The organism is Macrococcus sp. 19Msa1099 (assembly GCA_019357535.2).
GTDB lineage: Bacteria > Bacillota > Bacilli > Staphylococcales > Staphylococcaceae > Macrococcoides > Macrococcoides psychrotolerans.
The window spans coordinates 317534-338537 of sequence record CP079955.1; the positions used below are offsets into that span (position 1 = coordinate 317534).

The following is a 21004-nucleotide window of genomic DNA, read 5'->3' on the forward strand; positions in this document are numbered from 1 at the left end:
GCGTTGCTTATTCTACCTCCTTTTTAATTGTCACCCTATAAGTTGTATTGCCATTTTTATCTGATGCTTTCTTAATATATTTCTTAAGTTCTTTTTTAAATTCAGTGAAAGATTTGTCGTTAAGTTGTAGATTAAATGCGTGTTCTTTTGATTTCTTTAAAGCGCAGTCACTGAACTTAAGTAAATCTGGTGAGGGTATTAATGTCTTTGCTACCGGTGCATAGAACTTCTGAATGATGCTATGTTTTTGTTCTGTTTTAACGATTTCAATTATTCCGTTCTTTTCAAGTTCTGCGAGATGATAATGAATCTTTGCACGGGGAATGTCCAGTTCATCAGCTAATTGCTGTCCTGTCTTAGGTTTAGTCGCGATCAGTTCAAGGAGTTTAATACGGAATGGGTCGCTTACACATTTCAACTGAGGCAAATTATCAATCATTAAAGTTTCTAACATACGGTTGCTCCTTCATATGAATTCTTTTTTTGAGATGATATCTTTTATTACATCATGCTGAAATCCATTACAAATGATGGTAAAATAATTAACTTTATTTTACCATCATTTATTTAATAAATAGCAACTTTATAACAATCTTTACATATACTTAATAGATTGTTTACAATAAATAATTTATACTAATAAACGTAGCTCCAGGTAAGAAATTAAAGATTTATCAGCTAAAAGGAAAAGTTCAATAATTAAATGAATATTGAAAAAATGTATTAAACTATACGAGGAAATGCGCCTTAACATGATATAATATAGGTTAGTATGAATTATGGAGGAGATACAATGCAATTGACGCATGTTTTTGATAACTTGAGTACGATAAAAGTTATCACAGGCATCATTGACCTCTTAATTGTATGGTATGTTATCTACCTTATGATCAATGCAATCAAGGGTACGAAAGCAATACAATTATTAAAGGGTATCTTCTTTATTCTGATTGGTAAATTAATCAGTGACTCTTTAGGTTTAACAACCACTTCTAAGATATTTGATATGGTAATCGACTGGGGATTCCTGGCCATTATCGTTATTTTTCAGCCAGAATTAAGAAGAGCGCTCGAGCAGTTAGGTCGAGGAAGTTTGTTCAAACGTAATGCAGCAAATTTAAAGGTGAGTCAGGCTAAGCTGACAGATGCGATGGTGAAATCCATTCAGTATATGGCAAAGCGTCGTATAGGTGCTTTAATTGTCTTTGAAAAGGAAACAGGGTTGCAAGATTACATAGAAACAGGGATACCGATTTATGCAGATATCTCTACAGAATTAATGATTAATATCTTTATTCCAAATACGCCGCTCCATGATGGTGCGATGATTATTCGAGGCGATAAGATTGCAGTTGCTGCGAGTTACCTGCCGTTATCAGATAGCTCTAAGATACAAAAGAGCCTTGGAACGAGACATCGTGCAGCTGTTGGTATATCAGAAGTATCTGATGCATTTACAGTTGTTGTCTCGGAGGAGACAGGCGATATATCTGTTACTTACAATGGCAGACTGCGCAAAGATGTATCACTTGAAGTGCTGGAGGCACTGCTTACAGAACATTGGTTCAGCGCCCACTTATCTAAGAAAGGTGTGGTGAAATAATGTTAGAGAATAAATGGGGATTAAGACTCGTTGCATTTTTACTTGCACTCGGCATCTTTTTACAAGTGAATAATGTGTTTGAAGTTATCGGCAATGATCAATTCTCACAGACACAGCAGACGGTTATTACCGATGTTCCCGTGAAGACGGTCTATGACGATGAAAACTTATATTTATCCGGAGCACCGAAGACCGTCAACGTTAAAATAAGTGGCCCTCAATCTATCGTTAAGAAGACTCAGAGCTTAATGGACTTTACGGTTGAGCTGGATTTGTCCAATTCTAAAGTTGGGGATTACAAGAAATCATTTAAAGTGACAGGCATCTCTGATAAATTAAAATACGAAGTTATTCCGAAAGAAGCAAACGTATCCTTATCTGAAAAGATAAAAGATACGAGAAAAGTAGAAGCAGAAATTAGTTCTTCACGTATTGCCTCAGGGTATGAGCTTGTCGGACAGGAGGTTGACCCTTCACAAGTGACGATTATCGGAGGAGAAGATGAGATAAACAAGATTGCTTATGTAAAAGCAACGTTATCAGAATCTGAGAAATTAACAAAATCAACAACTTCTCAAGCTGAAGTTAACGTATTTGATGCAAGCTTGAATAAACTAGATGTTACTGTAAAACCTAGCAAGGTTAAAGTTAACACAAAAATTGTGCCGACATCAAAAGTAGTAGACATAGAAGCACAAGAGACAGGTAAGCTTTCTTCAGGACTTAAGTTAAAGTCGCTGAAGCTATCTGAAGATAAAGTAGAACTCTTTGGTAAACGTTCTGTGCTAGATGGGATAGGCAGTTTAACAATTGATGTAGACTTATCTAAAGTTACTGAAAGTACTACGATCAAGCAGAAATTAGCGTTACCTAAAGACGTTACAAGTTCTAATCCGGAAACTGTTGAAATTAATATTGAAGTAACTAAAAATTAAAGGAGATTTATTATGGGTAAATATTTTGGGACAGACGGTGTAAGAGGCGTTGCAAACAGCGAATTAACACCAGAGCTAGCATTTAAACTAGGACGTTTTGGGGGATATGTACTTGCGCATAACGATACAGAAAAACCGACTGTCGTTGTCGGTAGAGATACACGTATCTCAGGAGTGATGTTAGAGTCAGCACTTGTTGCAGGACTATTATCAACAGGAGCTGAAGTCATGCGTTTAGGCGTTATTACAACGCCTGGAGTTGCGTACTTAACACGTGAGATGAATGCACAAGCGGGGGTTATGATCTCAGCGAGTCATAACCCTGTACAAGATAATGGTATCAAGTTCTTTGGTGCAGATGGGTTTAAACTTAGTGATGCACAAGAAGCGGAGATTGAAGCATTGCTTGATACTGAAGAAGACACGTTACCACGACCTGTCGGTGTAGAACTTGGACATACTTCAGATTACTTTGAAGGTGGACACCGTTATTTAAGCTACTTGAAATCAACGATTGAAGGTGACCTTGAAGGATTGAAGATTGCACTTGATGGTGCACATGGTTCTACGTATTCACTTGCACCATACTTATTTGGTGACCTTGAAGCGGATACTGCAACAATCGGATGTAATCCAGATGGTAATAATATCAATGACGGCGTTGGCTCAACGCACCCAGAAAAACTTGCAGAATTAGTGTTAGATACTGATAGCGACTTTGGACTTGCATTCGATGGTGATGGCGACCGTATTATTGCAGTCGATGAGCAAGGTCAAATCGTCGATGGTGACCAGATTATGTTTATCTTAGCACAGGATATGGATGCTAGAGGAGAACTTAAAGACCGTATGGTCGTGTCTACAGTTATGAGTAACCTTGGATTCTATAAAGGATTAGAATCTTTAAATATTAAGTCTGATAAGACGAAAGTTGGCGACCGTTACGTAGTAGAAGAAATGCGTCGTAGTTCATACAACTTAGGTGGCGAGCAGTCAGGACATATCGTAATGATGGATCATAATACGACAGGAGATGGCCTGTTAACTGGAATTCATCTCGCAAGCATTGTGAAACGTTCTGGAAAGACTTTAAGTGAACTTGCAGGTCAAATGACAAAGTATCCACAACGACTTGTAAATATCAAAGTATCTGATAAGCATGCTGTTGAACAAAACGAACACGTAGCAGCAGTGATTAAGGAAGTTGAAGATGAAATGAACGGAGAAGGCCGTGTATTAGTACGTCCATCTGGAACTGAACCGTTAGTACGTGTAATGGTCGAAGCGAAGACAGATGAAGATGCAGAGCGCTTCGTTAATAAAATTAGTGATGTTGTAAGAGAACATATGGGGTTATAAAAGGTCGTGACACGAGCGTTAAGTCACGAATAAAATCATGAAAAGACGGTGAGAAATGGTTTTTGTTTCCATCCGTCTTTTGATTTTATTGAAGTGTCTGCTCGTGGAACGCCGTAAATAAAAGGTCGTGACACGAGCGTTAAGTCACGAATAAAATCATGAAAAGACGGTGAGAAACGGTTTTTGTTTCCATCCGTCTTTTGATTTTATTTATTGAATATTTGATAGAATATTCTTGTATGAACTGATACCTATATAGTACAATAGTTTAAGTTTAGTAAACTATTTCATTCGAAAAGGAGGATTGTAACAACTTAATATACAGCGCCAGAACAGGAAACTGTTGACGAGGACGGATGGTCATCGAATTTTCGGCGGATGCCATCCCGGATAAAGCGATTCGATAGCTGATGAACAAACCACCTGGGCAACTGGGTGAACAAAACGCATCAGCACCGCATAATAAGACTACTAAATAAAAATACAAAATTGAATTGGAACTAGCAGGAGGAAATTATTATGTGTGGTATCGTAGGTTATATTGGAACAGAGGATGCAAAAGAGATCCTTTTAAAAGGTTTAGAAAAATTAGAATATCGTGGGTATGATTCAGCAGGTATCGCTGTACGTAACGGAGAAGATGTACGTGTCTACAAAGAGAAAGGCCGTATCGCAGAACTTCGTAAAGTTGTAGATTCAAACTTTGATACAACGACTGGTATTGGACATACGCGTTGGGCAACACATGGTGTACCAAATCACGAAAACTCTCATCCGCATCAATCTGAAAGCGAGCGTTTCACATTAGTGCATAACGGTGTGATCGAGAACTACGAGCAATTAAAGAATGAATATTTATCAGGTGTGACATTTAAATCAGATACTGATACAGAAATTATCGTTCAACTTATAGAACACTTCTCTAAACAAGGTTTAGAAACAGAAGCAGCTTTCGTTCAAGTATTAAAATTATTACATGGTTCATATGCATTAGGTTTATTAGATACACAGAACCCAGACGTTATCTACGTTGCGAAGAACAAATCTCCTTTACTTGTAGGTTTAGGTGATGGATTCAACGTTATCGCATCAGACGCGATGGCGATGTTACAAGTAACAGATACTTATACAGAATTACACGATGGTGAAGTTGTTCTTGTAACGAAAGAAAGCATCGACATCAAAGACCTAGAAGGTAAGAAAGTGAAACGTAAACCTTACAAAGCTGAAATCGATGCATCAGATATCGAAAAAGGAACATATGCACACTACATGCTTAAAGAAATTAACGAGCAGCCTGCTGCGATGCGTAATATCATCCAGGAATATCAAGATGAAAAAGGAAACTTAAAGATCGATAAAGATATCGTTAAAGCAGTACGTAAAGCGGACCGTATCCATATCATTGCCTGTGGTACATCTTATAATGCAGGTCTTGTTGGTAAAGAATACTTAGAGAAATGGGCAGGTATTCCAACAGAGGTACATGTCGCTTCTGAATTCGTCTACAACATGCCATTACTGTCTAAGAAACCATTGTTCATCTTTATCTCACAATCAGGCGAGACAGCGGATAGCCGTGCAGTATTAGTGGCAACGAAGAAATTAGGACACCCTGCACTGACAATTACAAACGTAGCTGGTTCAACATTATCACGTGAAGCGGATCATACATTGATTCTTCATGCAGGACCTGAGATTGCAGTTGCGTCTACAAAGGCTTACACTGCACAGATCGCGGTATTATCAATCTTAGCGCAAGTCGCTGCAGCAGATGCAGGTATTGATACTGGTATTGATCTATTACCAGAACTTGCGAAAGTGACTTCAGCGATTACAACAGTGATCGATGATGCTGAATTAATGGAGAAAATTGCAAAGGACTTCTTAGCAACTACACGTAACTGTTTCTTCATCGGACGTACGATGGATTATTACGTAGGTGTTGAGGGTGCGTTAAAGCTTAAAGAAATCTCTTACATCCAGACAGAAGGATTTGCAGGTGGGGAGTTAAAGCACGGTACAATCGCATTAATTGAAGAAGGAACACCAGTTATTGCATTAGCAACTCAAGAACGCGTGAACTTATCAATCCGCGGTAACGTGAAAGAAGTTGTAGCTCGTGGTGCACATCCATGTATCATTTCAATGGATGGATTAAATCAAGAAGGCGACACTTATGTGATTCCTCATGTTCATGAAATGCTAGCGCCATTAGTATCGGTTGTAACAACACAGTTAATCGCATACTATGCAGCGTTACACCGTGGAGCAGACGTAGATAAACCACGTAACTTAGCAAAATCTGTAACAGTTGAATAATTTAGAAATAGATAAGCATCTCATTTAATGAGATGCTTATTTTTGTAGGTATGTGTTTGGTATAAGCATACTTGATAATACAATAGATATGTATTTAATCGTTGAGTCCATCTTCAAGGATTATGACTATTATGCACTGTCCGGATTTTATTGAAGAGATATTATTCATATGGATTAGAACGATCGATCTCTTCTCCTGTTTCATCGTATTCAACCACTGTTCCATCTTCATACACATCAAATGACATCACAGGGTCGCCATCATCATCAAAGATACCAAAACCATATCCGAATGACTTAACCTCAGGTGTACGGACATCACCGTAGTCACTTAAATCAGATACGCTAAGATGATCTTCAGCTGCCTGTATTGCATCATCAGCTGTTTCGACCATAATAATATCAGATCCGCTGTCAGACTCAGTATCAGAATCTTCATCATCATTTGAATTTCTTTTAGCACGTTCCTCGGCTGCTTTTGCGCGTGCCTCAGCAGCTTCTGCACGTTCTAATGCTGTCTTCGTTTCTTCTTTCTCTTGTTCTTTTTCTGCGATATAGGCATCGATATCATCTTCATCGAATGATAATGTCACGCTATTTGAACCTTCAGCTAAATCGATGTCTGTTAACGTTTCTGTAGGGGTCTTGAAATTCTTGCCATCAAGTTCACCTTCAGCATAGATGCTTAATGAATCACCTTTATATGGTCCGTAAGTTGTCTTATTACTATTGTAATCCACTTCGTTATCATTAACGAATACTTGTGTTTCTGAAGCATCAAGCTTACTATCACCTTCAACCTTAATATTGATGAAATGTTCATCGAATGCTAATTGGGCTTGTGGTTCTGACAAAACATCAATATCAAGCGTCCCGTCTGTAGACTTCCCGTCTATTATCTTCTTCGCATCTAATGCATATTTTCCAGCTACGAATGTACCGATTTCTGTTTCTTTGCCATCTGCTACAGCGATAGTGTGTTTCTTGCCATTGAACGTAAATTCGATCTCTGCATCTTCTTTACCGTCAATCGATACTTTATGGAGTACAGGTTCGAAGTTATACTTAGGGAACACACTGAAATATTTTCCGTTACGCTTTAAGTCTAAGACGTCATGCTCACCAATTTGAATCGTAGTTTCATTCTTACCCTGTGCAGCGCCATGAAGTTCATTCATAAACTCATCTTTCTTACCAGACTTTTCGATCACCGTTGCAAAGGCTTTCGCTTCTTCTTCAGCAATACCATCTTGACCGACTGTCAGCAAGTTGCTGAGTGATTGATAGTCTTTGTCATTGATGGCAGTTTCGATAGATTTAGCATGTGTTTCAGGGCTATATTTATGATTTAGGAAGAAGTATGCGCCGATGAGTGCAGTGAGTAACAGTCCGATGAGTAGAAATGGCCATACAGGTTTCTTTTTCTTCTTATTTTCCTGCACTTTCTCTTTCTGTCTGCTCTGAAGCGGTTCTGGTGTCGTACTGTTATGAGTAACTTCACTTTCTTGAGGAGGAAGTGGTGTACCACAGTTCGTGCATACTTTGTGTGATAGTGGTGCTTCCTGACCACAGTTTGTACAGAATTTCTTCATCGTCTGTCTCCTTTTATATAATGATATATTAATTCTAAAGTAAAAAAATACAATATACAATATAAATTAAACGAGAAGACAATATTTACAACTTATTAAAATAACCAACATTAGTATAGAATGATAAAGATGAAATTATGCATAAGAGCGATTATAATAATAATAAAAAGAAGGAGTTCGTTATGACTACAATAATGAAAGGTGCAGAAAGTTATTATCACCAGGGAAATAATATAGGGATATTGTTATCCCACGGTTTTACCGGGGCAACGTTCAGTATGATGCCACTTGCAGAAGCGTACAGTGAGGCAGGATATACGGTATGCTTACCTCGACTTGCCGGTCACGGTACAAACTTAGAGGATATGGCCGCTTCAACATATGAAGACTGGATTGAAAGCATTGAAGAAGGGCTAACAAAGCTTAAAGAAAAATGTGACACAATCATTATGTCAGGCTTATCCATGGGAGGGACGCTGACGCTTTATATGGCAGCAAAACATCCGGAGATTAAAGCGATTATTCCGATTAATGCAGCGGTTGTTATCCCGTATATGCACGCGGCAGCACATGTGGATCTCGATATTATACCGGGAAGCGGTAGCGATATTAAAAAGCAGGGTGTACTTGAAATCGGTTATAAAGATACACCGGTGAAAAGTATATTAGAGATTCGTAAGTTAATGCGTACTGTAGAAGAAAGTTTATTCCAGATTAAATGTCCTGCACTGATTTTCGTAAGCCCTGAAGATCATACTGTACCTGCATTTAATGCGGATCTAATCTATACGTCAATTCACAGTGAGTGTAAACACATCATTGAAACCCCGAATAGTTATCATATGTCTACACTTGATAACGACAAGGAATTCATTATAGAGCAATCACTTTCATTTGTAGAAACAATGATAAACGGTTGATTACTCAGCTGTTTTTTTGTCTGGAAGATTCATCTGACTGATTACCGGGTAATTTCAAATAGGAGGTAATATATGAAACTTACAGTACAGGAACTTTATGATTGTTTATATGATAATCTGGGGCCACAAGGATGGTGGCCGGCAGAAGATAATTTTGAAATTATCATTGGTGCGATTTTAGTTCAGAATACAAATTGGCGCAATGTAGAGCGCTCCTTATCGAATTTAAGAAACGCGACACAGTTCGATCCAGAACGCATATTAAATCTGCATCTTTCTGAATTACAAAGTCTGATCAGACCAAGCGGTTTCTATACGAATAAATCTGCTGCAATTATAGCAGTATTAACTTGGCTGAAAAGTCATGAATATGATTTCAGGGCGATTGATAAGCTATATACAACAGAGCTTCGTAACGAGCTGCTAAAACTTCGTGGTATTGGATTTGAAACGGCAGATGTGTTACTCGTATATGTATTCGAACGTGTCGTATTTATCGCTGACACATATACGAGACGCTTATTCAATGCGCTTGGTGTTCAAAGTAAAAGTTATATGGACCTATATAATAAGGTCACCTTACCTGACACATTTACACCGCTTCATGCGCAGGAATTTCACGGGCTACTGGATGAATTCGGTAAACGTTATTTAACCGCGAAAGGTGTGAAGGGTGCGACTTTTTTAGATGACTACTTCTTATGAGAATATCATCGTCTGCATATTACTTTGTGCAACAATCACGGGCCAGTAGAACGGTGCGTCTTTCCAGCCGGAGTCACTGTGACCGTTCTGTCTGAGCAGTATAACACTTGGATGTGTTTTACCGAGCTTATATGCCGTCTGCAATTCATCGTGACCTGTGTCTGGTCTGTCAGCAAACCTTTCGTCACTACGTAATCTGCTTATATTACGATTCGTTCTGACGATGACCCATACGAGGTCATCTTCTGATAAGTATTCAATCATCTCAACGTAGCGTTCCATCTGAAATGGTAAATGAGTATAAATAAGTGTCTCATTGATCGCCATCAATATATCACGTACGTGGTGGACAGGGACGAGTACATTTTGGCCGGTATGACGTACAGCATGTTTTTCTAATGCACTGACCATTTTATCGATGCGTTTCATCGCCTGGTTTAACTTCGTTTTGTTGACCGTTTCAAAGCCAACAGGTAAGAATCGTTTACGAGGTCTCACTGTAATCAGTTCAGACATTAATAATTTATTAGGATTACAAGGGACGATCTCTCCTTGTGCATCTTTCGTTAAGAACTTCACGGTATGATCCTGTTTCATAATCGCTTCGCGTAACCCTTCATCAAAGAAATGCATACGCTGCATCGCACTATAAATTCGGGGTGTCGTATAGAAACGAGTGACCTCCATATCTTCCATCGGACGAGCACCATACATACGTGAATGTTGCAGCACAGTGTCCTGCTGGAACTTACGTGGATCACGGCCATAATAGAAACCGATTAAGTTGCCGACAGTGATACCGCGATCTAATATTTGACCGCCGATAAAGAAGGTCATCGGCGTACGTAGTCTCAGCTCACCATTATTATCGAGCAGTTGAGTGACATCTTGTTCAGAATTGACGATTTCAATTAACAGCTCTTCATCAATTATTGATGTCTTCACAGATTCCAGAACATCAGTGAAATCTGGCATATGATTTACAGAATGCTTTAAATCTTCATAAGCGGTATGAACTAAATCACGAAATAATTGAGGATTTTCTGTAATGCTTTCCTTTAACTTCGACTCCATACGACTGACGACATCATATTGCCACACGTGTGCTTTTTTCGTCGTAATCGTATGCATAATAAAGCTGTATTTCGTAATGTGATCATTACTTAGATGTCTGACTTTCGCACCGACGATAAAGTTCATCAGTGCATGACGCAATCCTTCCAGGTTCTTAGACGTTAACAGATAATCATCTTTTACACGTCTATTATCAGACTTACGTAATATTTCAAGTTCACTTTCATCGATTGCATGATATAAACTGCGCGCTGCAGGTGATTGTTCCTCAAAGTAAAACTTGCCACCAACATACTTATCATGTGTCGGGACGAGGACTGTAAACACCGGACGCTTCGGCTGATAGCCACGTTCTGCAAGCACGTCAACATCCGGCTGTAAGTATAACGAGTAAGGCGTTGCTGTAACTTGTAAGTATGCAGCAGTCGGTAACATCGCTTTAATATCATCAAGCTTTGTGGCGATTTTCTTCAGCTCTATTAAATTACGATCCTTATCTTCACTATAAACAACCGACGCATAATCCGCTTCATCATCGATAAACATTACTTTACGCATCTTCATCTCAGGATAATCGATAAAAAACTGTTCAAGTCGCGCGACATTCTTAATTTCTTTCTTCACGATGATGATCTGTTTCTGCTTCAGTTCATACTTACGTAGCTTCGGCATACGGATAATATCATGCACAATGACCTTATCCTCATCCATTGCACGTCGAAACTCTGCTGCGACACGCGCATACGTCTGACGGGCAAGCGCATTTGAATTCTTCGTTAATATCACGATGCAGTCGAACACATCATCCAGCGCCAGCGCCATCGTACCGATATAACTACGCGTCTTACCTGACTGGATACGCCCGAGCAGCATACCCGGACGAAACGTCTCCGTAGAATGCACCTTTAACTGCGCTTTTGTTTGCTGCATAACTTCAATTTCTTCTTCGCTGTAATGATTCAGCTGATTTACACACCCAAAAAAATACCCATCTAATTTCAACTGCACTCAATCTCCTGTTTATTGTATAATTGTATATTCTACTATAAACTTAAACTAAAGACATGAAAGGAGTGTAATTATGAACAGAAAACCATTTTTCTATATTATGATATTCTTCCTGACATTCATATTTGCGAATGTCATTCGAAATATTATAAGCGGTGAACCGTTAGAAAACTATTTAATCTATGCACTCGTCGGACTGTTCATATTAGCTTCAATCATCTCAGACTTCATTAAGATCTTTATGGATGGAACAACGCGCACGCTTACAATGGGCAGCAGGATAACGGCACTTATGTATGCAGTTATCATCGCACTATCAATTAAAGGACTCACAATGTCTCACGAATCATTCGACCGTGCAATTTATATTGCATATATTATCTTCAGTGCGATCCTGCTCGTCTTAACACTTTATATGGACCGTGTGAGAAGAAAGTCAGAAACACTTAAATAAGGAGAGAGGCTTATGATCATCATCGTTATATTATTCTTATTAATCGGTATTTATATGTTAACCGGACGTGGAGGATTCCTGATTGCAGGCTATAATATGTTACCTAAAGAACAGAAACAGAAGTATGACGAAAAGCGATTATGTAGATTTGCAGGTGCTGTGTTCATTATAGCTACTATGTGCTTAGTACTTATCGAATATACAGAAGTCAATGAAGTGTTTGGTATCGCAGGATTTATCACTATAATATTGGCATTTGTTATCTTAGTGAATACATCTGATTATTTCAAAAAACGATAGTATGGTGGTTCAAATAAGATATTATTGGCACTGAAAATGGCACTCAAACTAGATTTGAGTGCCATTTTTTTAAGGATTCTTCGATTTGGCCATGAAATTGGCACTGAAACCTTAAGTCTTGAAATATTCTTTGGGCCATAATATTAACATTCATCTGCATCGTAGATTTCTTCGCTACTCATCTAGAGTGAGAAAACTCACTGTACATTAATTAAATACCATACCACCATCAATAATCAATGCTTGACCTGTCATATAATCACTGTCAGGCCCAGCTAAATATGAAACACAAGCAGCAACATCAGCTGATTCAGATAAACGTTTTAAAGCAATATTTTTCGCAAATTGTTCCATTCCCCATTCAAAAGGTTTTTCAGCTTCTTTAGCTGTTTGTTCAGCAATACCGTTCATCATCGGTGTTTTTACAATACCAGGGCAATACGCATTAACTGTTATCCCTTTATCAGCTAGTCTGCTTATCTTTATAAAGCAGTAGGAAAATTTCATAAAATATTTTTGTAGTAATACTCTAATAACAATTTATTACCGTTATAATAGAATTATATTATACAGACAGATGGTGAATGTGGATGAAGAAATTAATATTCGTAATAGTATTGATACTAATATTATCTGCGTGTAGTCATCCTGAGCAGAAAAAGAGCGATTTAATTGTCTATTCTCCATATCCGGAGCGTTTTATAAATCCAATTATTCAGGATTTCGAACATGCAACAGGTCAGCGCGTACAAGTGATTCATGACTCTACACGTAAATTAATAAAACGAATTGAACACACCCCTATGGAGAATCGGGGGCATGTGTTTGTTGGAGGCTCTTTAAGTGAACTTGAAGGCAGCAGAAGTATTATTCAAGGAGAAATACAGCCATTCATTTATATGCCATCCGTATTCATTGTAAATAAGGATTTGATAGGAGACATACAAGTCAACAAATATCATGATTTATTGAATCAAGATTTATATAAGCAGTTCAGTTATCCGAATCCGGAACTGACCAATACAGGCTATCAGCATAGAAGTGCTCTGGAGACAATCTATAATAAATCACAATCAGAGAGGGTATTAAAATGTGGTGTAAAGCTGGATAAGACTGCTGATGTAATGGAACATGTGATTTCCGGCAGAAGCTACGTAGGACTGACTTACGAATATACTGCGATGGATTATATTGATGCAGGGTATCCTTTAGAAATTGTCTATCCTTCAGACGGCACCATTATCAATACAGATGGAATTGTCAGAATCAATGGCACTACCCATCCAAAGCGTGATGATTTTATTCAGTATATGCTAAGTAAAGAAGTTCAGCGTCATATTTCAGATGTATTTCATGTCAAATCAGCACGTAAAGACATACCATTCAAAGCGTATAAAGTATTGAAACCTCTGGAAGAAATTAATGTCCTTCAAAGGGGGGAGTAAGATGAACCATCAGCTATATAAGCGCAAAATTCGGCGCACGCTTATTTTGTTTGCGATTCTTCCCGTGTTCTTGCTTACAATGATAGGGCTATTTGCTTATTATGCGATATACATTATGAAGACCGATCATGAGCTGAATCAGGTCAATAAAGCGATGGTCAGTATGATTGAGAACGATAGGAAGCACATCCAGGAGCGATACCGCGACTTTACTAAAAATATCCCGGGAAATACTACGGATATATATCGCACTTTATACGAACGGAGTAATGATAGAAAACAGCACTACATCTTTAAGTTTGAATACGATAAGCTCTATACAAACAACTATGGCAATATCGCGACGATACCTATGTATGAGCAAGATGGGGAGCAATCCCGACTTACTATAAGTGTCCCTGCAAATGTACTTAAAGATGTGATGCATTATCATGACTATCATTATGTAGTTACGGACTTGTATGACAACATATATTACAGTAGTGATGATCATCCTGTAGGTGACAAATATTCATACGATGAACGCATGCAGATTACAGCATTTCATAAAGATGATCAGTTAAAGCTCTATGTATATCAGGATCTGACACAGACAATTGACAGGGGCATCATTTTAATCAGCATTTTACTTGGCACATTCTTTCTTTTGATTATGATTACCATGTATTCTAGCAAACGTCTTGCACATCGACAAACACAGGATATCGACGAAATAATTGCACATATCAGGCAAGCTCAAGTCAGAGCGTTGACCACATACGAGCCTTTAACTGCGCAAAGCGAACTCGAAATCATCAATCGCTATGTATTCGAATTGTCTCAGCTCAATGAACGATTATTAAAGTCGACGAAAGAATCGAACGAAGCATTAAGACAATCACAGCTTAAATCATTGGAGAACCAGTTTCAGCCTCACTTTATCTTTAATACAATGCAGACAATTAACTATATGATAGATACAGATAAGAAAGCTGCTAAGAAGATGATGATCAAGCTCTCCTCAATATTACGTTATGCCTTACGTGTGAAAGAATCTGAAGTAACTTTCAAAAAAGAAATCGATTACCTGGAAGACTATGTGTTTATACAGAATATTCGCTTTGATCAGGCCATTCATTATACGATTGATATTGATGAATCTCTTATGAACCTGCAGACTGATAAGCTGTTGATTCAGCCGCTTATCGAAAATGCAATTAAATATGGAGGGATTGAGAATGGATTGAATATTAAAGTGCGTATTAAACCACTCCGTAATGGCGATATATATATAGCGGTATATGATGACGGTATAGGCATGACCAAAGAAAGGCTAAAAGAAGTAAGGAGCATGATCAAACATTATAAACTCCGAAATATTCATATCGGAATGCAGAACATACATCAGACGTTACGCGTTAAGTATGGTGAACATTATGGTATGAAGGTGTATTCAGCATATAATAATGGCACATTGGTAACGTTACGTGTGAAGAAGGGAGGTACATATGTATAAAGTACTGATTGTTGATGATGAGCGGATGATACGTGAAGGATTAAAGTCATCCATTGACTGGCAGAAACTGATGTTTAGTGATGTATATCTTGCAAAGGACGGCATAGAAGGTCAAGATATGATATTACAGTATGAACCAGATCTTGTCATTACAGATATTAAGATGCCGCGTATGAATGGTATTGAAATGATGGAAGCGACACGTCAAATTGATTATGAGAAGCTGATCCTATCAAGTTATGATGACTTTGAGTATGCTAAAGCAGCGATACAGTTCAAAGTCGTAGATTACCTGCTTAAACCGATCGATGAAGATGAGCTCAATACCTTGCTGCAAACCATCATAAAAACATTCAAAACAACAAAGCGTACAGTGCCTGAAATATTGAGGCCGGTATTAATGACAGACTTTGATAATTACTACATTAATCAGGCAGTTCACTTTATCAAGGCTAATATACAAGCTGAACTTGATAACGAGATTATCGCGAACGAACTCGACATTAGTACATCATACTTAATGCGTACTTTTAAGCAGTTTACCGGAATAACGATTAATGATTTTATAAACCGTTATCGTGTATATCGCTCGCTTGATCTGCTTGAAAAACATCTTAAAATCTATGAAGTCTCTGAACAAGTAGGCTATAACGAATATAAAGCATTCAACTATAACTTCCATAAATACTTGAAGATGACACCAAATCAATATATGAAATAATGAAAGTCGAGACGCTTGTCTCGACTTTCATTATTTCATCTTACTTTCTAACTTTCTAATCTTTTTTTCTTCCGCTACAGCAACGATACTTAGTAATATCATACCAAGAATCAGCGCCGCATAGAACACGATAAATACATCCGTCCAGCCATGTAATACATATCCAAAGACATTTAATCCCTTACTTTCTGGGTCAGCAATCATCGCTAAACCAATCTTAGCCATCGAGTCACCGAAGAGGTAACCGAATGTACCAGTCATACCGTTGGCTACACTGATCGCACGTTTCGGTACAAATCCTACGAGAGAGACACCGATCAACAGCTGAGGACCGAATATTAATGCACCAAGACCGAACAATGAGGCATTGACCATACCGACACTTGTCGCGTTCTTGTAGAACATTACAACAAACACAATGAGAAACATACACATAATTGCAACGAGTGCACGACGACCTTTCAATAAATCAGAAACGTAACCCCACATCAAGCTTGCAATTAAAGCGCCAATTTCAAAGTAAAAAATAGTATTCACTGCATCTCCTGCATTGAATCCAAGATGCTCAGTCACATATAATGGTGCCCAGTTATCAATACCGATACGCACAATATATACGAATATGTTTGATACACATAGAATCCAGATGATCGGATTCTTAAGGATATATGTCTTGAATATCTCCCACTTCGTCATATCCTGAGATGCAATATTCTCCTCGTCCACAGGTTCTTCGAAGATATCTTCACAGCGATTCCATCCTAACTCTTCAGGATCATCCTTACCGATGAAGAGTGTGACGATACCGATGATTAAAGCGATGATACTAGGGAAGATGAACATCCCGATAACATTACCGTGGAAGAACATGTTCGCACCCCATAATGCAAGACCCCCTGCAATGGCACCACCAATATTATGTGAAGCATTCCAGAAACCGAGATAACGCCCACGCTTTGTTCTTGGTGCCCATCTAGAAATTGTAGAATAACTTGCCGGACCACCGACAGATTGGAACATACCGTTTAATCCCCATAACACAATCAAGAAACCAATCGCTGAACCGAAGTAACTCAGCGTGAAGCCCATAATCAGTACAATGATAGACGACATAATCAATAAGAACGAAATAATACGTTTCGTATTTCTACCATCGATCATATAACCGATTAATGATTTACCAAGGCCATAAGTGATACTGAATGCAAGACCGATGTAACCGAGCTGTAAAGTTGTGATACCAAGCTCTTCTTTTAACATCGGTTGTGCAGCTTTGAAGTTGTTTCGGATTAAATACATTGACATGTAAGCAAAGAATACAACGAAGAAAGCCTTTAAAAATTGTTTACGCCATTCCTTTCTCTGAACAGGAATAGGGATACCTTTATTAGGAATCTTCTGGATATCAAAAAAGTTCATAAATACGCGCCTCCTTTTATTTGTCTTCAGTGTAATCAATTATGAAAACGTTTAATATACGATAAAATATTATTTTGTCTGAAGGAGTGAACGAAATGAGACTTCGATGACATAAAATCCTGTAAATATAAAGGATGCCCTCCCTATAATGAAGTTAAATTTATAGGAGAGGTTGAGAGTAATGACATTAATGATACAACCAGTATTCAAAGAACGCATCTGGGGTGGCAGACATTTGAAGGAATTCGGATATGAGATTCCGAATGATAAAACAGGGGAGTGCTGGGGTATTTCAGCACATGAGAATGGTCCGAATATGATTGTGAACGGAGAACATGAAGGCAAGACATTAAAAGAGTTGTGGGAAGAAAACACAGGACTATTTGGCGTTCAAACGACAGATAAGTTTCCGCTCCTTACAAAGATTCTTGATGCGAATGATGAATTATCGGTGCAGGTCCATCCAGATGATGCATATGCACAAGTACATGAGAACGGAGAACTCGGTAAGACAGAATGTTGGTATATCATCGACTGCGATGAAGACGCTGAAATCATCTATGGGCATAATGCGAAAGACAAAGCCGAGCTAGAGAACATGATACATGAGGACAAATGGAATCAACTTTTTAATTCTATTAAAGTCAAACCAGGGGACTTCTTCTATGTGCCTAGTGGAACAGTTCATGCAATCGGTAAAGGCATCCGTATATTAGAGACACAGCAGAATTCGGATACAACATACCGCATCTATGATTATGACCGTACGGATAAGGACGGTCATAAACGCGAGCTGCATATTGAGCAAAGTATTGATGTGATTTCTTTTAATGAAGATAACTCAAGCACAGAAGCGGAAGTTACTGAAGTACAGGGAAATGTCATTAGAACATATATCTCTAACAGTTTCTTTACAGTGAAACAGCTACTGATAGAAGACCATTATGAATATGCGAAACAACAAGACTACACATTGATGAGCGTGCTATCAGGTGAAGGAACGCTAACTGCTGACGGACAAGTCTATACAATCAGCAAAGGCGATCATTTTATTCTGACGACTGAAGATAAGGAAATTAAGCTCCAAGGTAAACTCGATATTATTGAGAGTTATGTATAGTATTTAGGCGTATAAATAATGCGTTGACCTTTTGAAAACACTAATGTATGATTAATATCAACTAAATAACTTATACAGAGAGATGGAGGGAATTGGCCCTGTGAAATCTCAGCAACCGGCATTTGCACGGTGCTAAATCCAACAGGTGATTCCTGAAATATGAGTGTAGACTTTATACCCTTCTTTTTCAGAAGGGTATTTTTTTATGGAGGGATAGATATGTCAAATGGTTTCAGAAGAGGAATGGAAGCACGTCATGTGATGATGCTGAGTTTCGGAGGTGTCATCGGCACAGGGTTATTCTTAAGTACGGGGTACACATTACAGCAGGCAGGGCCTATCGGAACAGTGGTGAGCTACGTCATTGGTGCACTGCTTGTTTATATCGTGATGAAATGCATGGGTGCTCTAGCAGTAGCACACCCCGATGTTGGAGGATTTCATACGTATGCGAATATTTATATTCATCAGTCGATAGGGCATGTCGTTGCCTGGAGCTACTGGCTATGCTGGACGATTGCGCTGGGATCCGAAATAACTGCGGGTGGTATCTTATTTCAGAAATGGTTTCCGGATTTTCCGGTATGGTTGTTCAGTCTGGTATTCATCCTCGTGATTGTCGGGATAAACTTTACGACAAGTAAGATGTATGGTGAAACAGAGTTCTGGCTATCACTGATTAAAGTAATTGCCATCATTGTGTTTATTATTATTGGCTTATTAATATTATTCAATGTCGTACCGTCTGACTTAAAGCCGGTCACTTCAAGTGAGAAGCTATTTGATGTACCGAATGGATTATTCGGCATCTTTATTACGATGCTTGCGGTAAACTATGCGTTCAGTGGGACGGAGCTCATTGCGATAGCAGCGGGAGAGACGAAGCATCCTGAGAACGTAATACCGAAAACCATTCGCTCGACAGTATGGAGACTCGGGTTACTATTTATCGGGACCATCGTGATCATGGTCTTACTCTTACCAACGGATCAAGCGAGCTTACTCGAAAGTCCATTTGTTTCGATATTGGATAGCGTCGGAATTCCTTATGCCGGAGATATTATGAACTTCGTTATATTGACGGCATTGCTGTCAGCAGCAAATTCAGGACTTTATGCATCCAGCAGAATGTTATGGAGCCTATCAGAGCAAGATAATGTATTACCAATCGCAAGAAAGCTGAATAAGAACGGTATGCCGGTTAACGCGACAATCATTAGTTTAGCTGGAGCATTACTCAGCCTGTTATCAAGTGTGATTGCACCGACGACTGTCTATTTGGTACTGGTCTCTGTTGCAGGATTTGCCGTAGTCGTTGTATGGATGAGCATCTGTGTGGCGAGGTTCAATCAATTAAGAAGAGAAGGTGTTACACAACGTACAGCATATATCCTACCGGTAGCAGGATTTGCATTATGTCTTATTTCTACAATCAGCGTACTCTTTGACCCGAACCAAAGACTTGCGACACTGATTGGATTACCATTCTGTATTATCGTCGGACTAATTCATTATTTCCTGAAGAAGAAAGGGGCACATATTCATGCAGCTACGAGATAAGTTACAGCAAGACATCGTAATATTAGACGGAGGCTTTGGAACGACTGTAGAACAATTCGGATACGATGTGAAACACGAACTATGGTCATCGAACTTAATCCAGTCCAATCCGGAAGCGGTGTATAAGGTCCATAAAGCATTCGTAGATAGCGGTGCAGAGATTATACTGACCAATACGTATCAGGCATCTGTACAATCATTCTTAAATATTGGCATTGATAGAGAAACAGCACGCACATATTTAGCGAAAGCGGTGGAACTCGCAACGCGCGCAGCAGGCAATCGAGCAATCGTTGCAGGATCACTTGGGCCGTATGGTGCAATGCTCGGTAATGGCTCAGAGTATACAGGGGATTATGAAGAAACTGAAGCTGATTATATTCAGTATCATAAAGAACGACTAGATATACTGATCGAAACAGGTATAAGTGTCTTTGGGTTTGAGACCATCCCTAACATAGAAGAAATTAAAGCAGTGAGAACACTGCTGCTTGATTATCCACATATTGAGGCATGGATTTCAGTGACACTGAAAGATCATGATCATCTGTCAGATGGCACACCACTTGAAGCAGTGATTGAAGTAGTGAATGAGATTGAAAATGTATTAGCATTTGGTGTGAACTGTACGAGCGTGAACGTCATCGATGCAGCAGTGGATAAGTTGATCACACTAAGTGACAAGTCGTTAATACTCTACCCTAATAGTGGACGTCAATATGATGCAGTTCACAAAGTATGGATTGATCGGGAGGATGCATCGCTTGTTGAAGCGGCACCACGCTGGAAAGAAAAAGGAGTGAAGATTATCGGCGGATGCTGTCAGGTAGGGCCGGGGGAGATAAAGGAACTCGGGACTGCTTTAAAATAGAAGTTAATATAAAAACAATTAAATATAATAAAGAAATAATAATAATGTATCTTGATAACCTTATTTTGTATATAATAATACAAAATATACAAAATAAGGAG

18 protein-coding genes, 1 pseudogene and 1 riboswitch are annotated in these 21004 nt (G+C 38.7%); of the genes and pseudogenes, 14 read left to right on the forward strand and 5 right to left on the reverse strand.

From position 1 onward, the window contains the following. Positions 1 to 7 precede the first annotated feature (7 nt). Positions 8 to 454: a winged helix-turn-helix domain-containing protein gene (locus tag KYI10_01740; GenBank protein ID QYA33187.1), complete on the reverse strand. Its 447-nt coding sequence runs from the start codon at positions 452 to 454 to the stop codon at positions 8 to 10. A gap of 339 nt (positions 455 to 793) precedes the next feature. On the opposite strand from KYI10_01740, the gene cdaA reads away from it, so the two are divergent. The 4 genes from cdaA (at position 794) to glmS (ending at position 6219) form a co-directional block, all read left to right on the forward strand. Then, positions 794 to 1603, forward strand: a complete 810-nt coding sequence (cdaA, locus tag KYI10_01745) for a diadenylate cyclase CdaA (protein QYA33188.1) — start codon at positions 794 to 796, stop codon at positions 1601 to 1603. Then, positions 1603 to 2538 (forward strand): CdaR family protein, encoded by a 936-nt coding sequence (locus KYI10_01750; protein QYA33189.1) that lies wholly within the window; start codon positions 1603 to 1605, stop codon positions 2536 to 2538. The genes cdaA and KYI10_01750 overlap by 1 nt, the downstream gene beginning before the upstream one ends. Positions 2539 to 2550: 12 nt before the next feature. Next, on the forward strand, positions 2551 to 3897 hold the full coding sequence (gene glmM / locus KYI10_01755; GenBank protein QYA33190.1) for a phosphoglucosamine mutase: 1347 nt from the start codon (positions 2551 to 2553) through the stop codon (positions 3895 to 3897). 519 nt (positions 3898 to 4416) lie between these two features. Then, positions 4417 to 6219, forward strand: coding sequence for a glutamine--fructose-6-phosphate transaminase (isomerizing) (gene glmS / locus KYI10_01760; GenBank protein ID QYA33191.1), 1803 nt, complete (start codon positions 4417 to 4419; stop codon positions 6217 to 6219). Positions 6220 to 6380: 161 nt separating this feature from the next. Here glmS and KYI10_01765 read toward each other — a convergent pair whose 3' ends face one another. Further along, entirely contained in the window at positions 6381 to 7811 is a 1431-nt protein-coding gene (locus KYI10_01765; GenBank protein ID QYA33192.1) for a zinc-ribbon domain-containing protein, read from the reverse strand. 182 nt (positions 7812 to 7993) lie between these two features. On the opposite strand from KYI10_01765, the gene KYI10_01770 reads away from it, so the two are divergent. After that, positions 7994 to 8731, forward strand: coding sequence for an alpha/beta fold hydrolase (locus tag KYI10_01770; protein ID QYA33193.1), 738 nt, complete (start codon positions 7994 to 7996; stop codon positions 8729 to 8731). Positions 8732 to 8803: 72 nt separating this feature from the next. Next, positions 8804 to 9436 carry a deoxyribonuclease I gene (locus KYI10_01775; protein QYA33194.1) on the forward strand — a complete coding sequence of 211 codons (633 nt, stop codon included), beginning with the start codon at positions 8804 to 8806 and terminating at the stop codon, positions 9434 to 9436. Here KYI10_01775 and KYI10_01780 read toward each other — a convergent pair. Beyond that, on the reverse strand, positions 9431 to 11518 hold the full coding sequence (locus KYI10_01780) for a Z1 domain-containing protein (GenBank protein ID QYA33195.1): 2088 nt from the start codon (positions 11516 to 11518) through the stop codon (positions 9431 to 9433). The genes KYI10_01775 and KYI10_01780 overlap by 6 nt on opposite strands. Before the next feature lie 73 nt (positions 11519 to 11591). On the opposite strand from KYI10_01780, the gene KYI10_01785 reads away from it, so the two are divergent. Beyond that, positions 11592 to 11972: a hypothetical protein gene (locus KYI10_01785; GenBank protein ID QYA33196.1), complete on the forward strand. Its 381-nt coding sequence runs from the start codon at positions 11592 to 11594 to the stop codon at positions 11970 to 11972. 12 nt (positions 11973 to 11984) lie between these two features. Further along, positions 11985 to 12272 carry a DUF3784 domain-containing protein gene (locus KYI10_01790; protein ID QYA33197.1) on the forward strand — a complete coding sequence of 96 codons (288 nt, stop codon included), beginning with the start codon at positions 11985 to 11987 and terminating at the stop codon, positions 12270 to 12272. A 207-nt stretch (positions 12273 to 12479) separates the two neighbouring features. On the opposite strand, the pseudogene KYI10_01795 reads toward KYI10_01790, so the two are convergent. Then, positions 12480 to 12743 (reverse strand): annotated as a pseudogene (locus tag KYI10_01795) (SDR family oxidoreductase). Positions 12744 to 12862: 119 nt separating this feature from the next. Here KYI10_01795 and KYI10_01800 point away from each other — a divergent pair. From KYI10_01800 to KYI10_01810, 3 genes are read left to right on the forward strand one after another with little or no spacing between them, the layout of a single operon-like run. Beyond that, positions 12863 to 13717 carry an extracellular solute-binding protein gene (locus tag KYI10_01800; protein ID QYA33198.1) on the forward strand — a complete coding sequence of 285 codons (855 nt, stop codon included), beginning with the start codon at positions 12863 to 12865 and terminating at the stop codon, positions 13715 to 13717. Position 13718: 1 nt separating this feature from the next. Further along, complete coding sequence (locus KYI10_01805) at positions 13719 to 15212, forward strand: histidine kinase (protein QYA33199.1); 1494 nt, start codon at positions 13719 to 13721, stop codon at positions 15210 to 15212. After that, positions 15205 to 15933: a response regulator gene (locus KYI10_01810; protein QYA33200.1), complete on the forward strand. Its 729-nt coding sequence runs from the start codon at positions 15205 to 15207 to the stop codon at positions 15931 to 15933. Before KYI10_01805 ends, KYI10_01810 begins: the two co-directional genes overlap by 8 nt. 30 nt (positions 15934 to 15963) lie before the next feature. On the opposite strand, the gene uhpT is transcribed toward KYI10_01810, so the two are convergent. Further along, on the reverse strand, positions 15964 to 17352 hold the full coding sequence (gene uhpT, locus KYI10_01815) for a hexose-6-phosphate:phosphate antiporter (protein ID QYA33201.1): 1389 nt from the start codon (positions 17350 to 17352) through the stop codon (positions 15964 to 15966). Between the two features lie 181 nt (positions 17353 to 17533). Between uhpT and manA the strand changes: the two genes are divergently transcribed. The 3 genes from manA (at position 17534) to mmuM (ending at position 20903) form a co-directional block, all read left to right on the forward strand. Then, positions 17534 to 18472, forward strand: coding sequence for a mannose-6-phosphate isomerase, class I (gene manA / locus KYI10_01820; GenBank protein ID QYA33202.1), 939 nt, complete (start codon positions 17534 to 17536; stop codon positions 18470 to 18472). Positions 18473 to 18539: 67 nt separating this feature from the next. After that, positions 18540 to 18638, forward strand: a riboswitch (SAM riboswitch). Positions 18639 to 18691: 53 nt separating this feature from the next. After that, a complete protein-coding gene (locus KYI10_01825; GenBank protein QYA33203.1) occupies positions 18692 to 20032 on the forward strand; it encodes an amino acid permease in 1341 nt (446 codons plus the stop codon). Continuing rightward, a complete protein-coding gene (gene mmuM / locus KYI10_01830; protein ID QYA33204.1) occupies positions 20016 to 20903 on the forward strand; it encodes a homocysteine S-methyltransferase in 888 nt (295 codons plus the stop codon). The genes KYI10_01825 and mmuM overlap by 17 nt, the downstream gene beginning before the upstream one ends. Positions 20904 to 21004 lie beyond the last annotated feature (101 nt).

What these genes read in the sequence shown, in the direction of transcription:
- KYI10_01785 (QYA33196.1), top strand. Translation starts at nt 11,592, where the DNA reads ATGAACAGAAAACCATTTTTCTATATTATGATATTCTTCCTGACATTC.
- cdaA (QYA33188.1), top strand. Translation starts at nt 794, where the DNA reads ATGCAATTGACGCATGTTTTTGATAACTTGAGTACGATAAAAGTTATC.
- KYI10_01740 (QYA33187.1), bottom strand. Translation starts at nt 454, where the DNA reads ATGTTAGAAACTTTAATGATTGATAATTTGCCTCAGTTGAAATGTGTA.
- KYI10_01805 (QYA33199.1), top strand. Translation starts at nt 13,719, where the DNA reads ATGAACCATCAGCTATATAAGCGCAAAATTCGGCGCACGCTTATTTTG.
- KYI10_01770 (QYA33193.1), top strand. Translation starts at nt 7,994, where the DNA reads ATGACTACAATAATGAAAGGTGCAGAAAGTTATTATCACCAGGGAAAT.
- manA (QYA33202.1), top strand. Translation starts at nt 17,534, where the DNA reads ATGACATTAATGATACAACCAGTATTCAAAGAACGCATCTGGGGTGGC.
- KYI10_01825 (QYA33203.1), top strand. Translation starts at nt 18,692, where the DNA reads ATGTCAAATGGTTTCAGAAGAGGAATGGAAGCACGTCATGTGATGATG.
- glmM (QYA33190.1), top strand. Translation starts at nt 2,551, where the DNA reads ATGGGTAAATATTTTGGGACAGACGGTGTAAGAGGCGTTGCAAACAGC.
- glmS (QYA33191.1), top strand. Translation starts at nt 4,417, where the DNA reads ATGTGTGGTATCGTAGGTTATATTGGAACAGAGGATGCAAAAGAGATC.
- KYI10_01765 (QYA33192.1), bottom strand. Translation starts at nt 7,811, where the DNA reads ATGAAGAAATTCTGTACAAACTGTGGTCAGGAAGCACCACTATCACAC.
- KYI10_01800 (QYA33198.1), top strand. Translation starts at nt 12,863, where the DNA reads ATGAAGAAATTAATATTCGTAATAGTATTGATACTAATATTATCTGCG.
- KYI10_01750 (QYA33189.1), top strand. Translation starts at nt 1,603, where the DNA reads ATGTTAGAGAATAAATGGGGATTAAGACTCGTTGCATTTTTACTTGCA.
- uhpT (QYA33201.1), bottom strand. Translation starts at nt 17,352, where the DNA reads ATGAACTTTTTTGATATCCAGAAGATTCCTAATAAAGGTATCCCTATT.
- KYI10_01790 (QYA33197.1), top strand. Translation starts at nt 11,985, where the DNA reads ATGATCATCATCGTTATATTATTCTTATTAATCGGTATTTATATGTTA.
- mmuM (QYA33204.1), top strand. Translation starts at nt 20,016, where the DNA reads ATGCAGCTACGAGATAAGTTACAGCAAGACATCGTAATATTAGACGGA.
- KYI10_01810 (QYA33200.1), top strand. Translation starts at nt 15,205, where the DNA reads ATGTATAAAGTACTGATTGTTGATGATGAGCGGATGATACGTGAAGGA.
- KYI10_01775 (QYA33194.1), top strand. Translation starts at nt 8,804, where the DNA reads ATGAAACTTACAGTACAGGAACTTTATGATTGTTTATATGATAATCTG.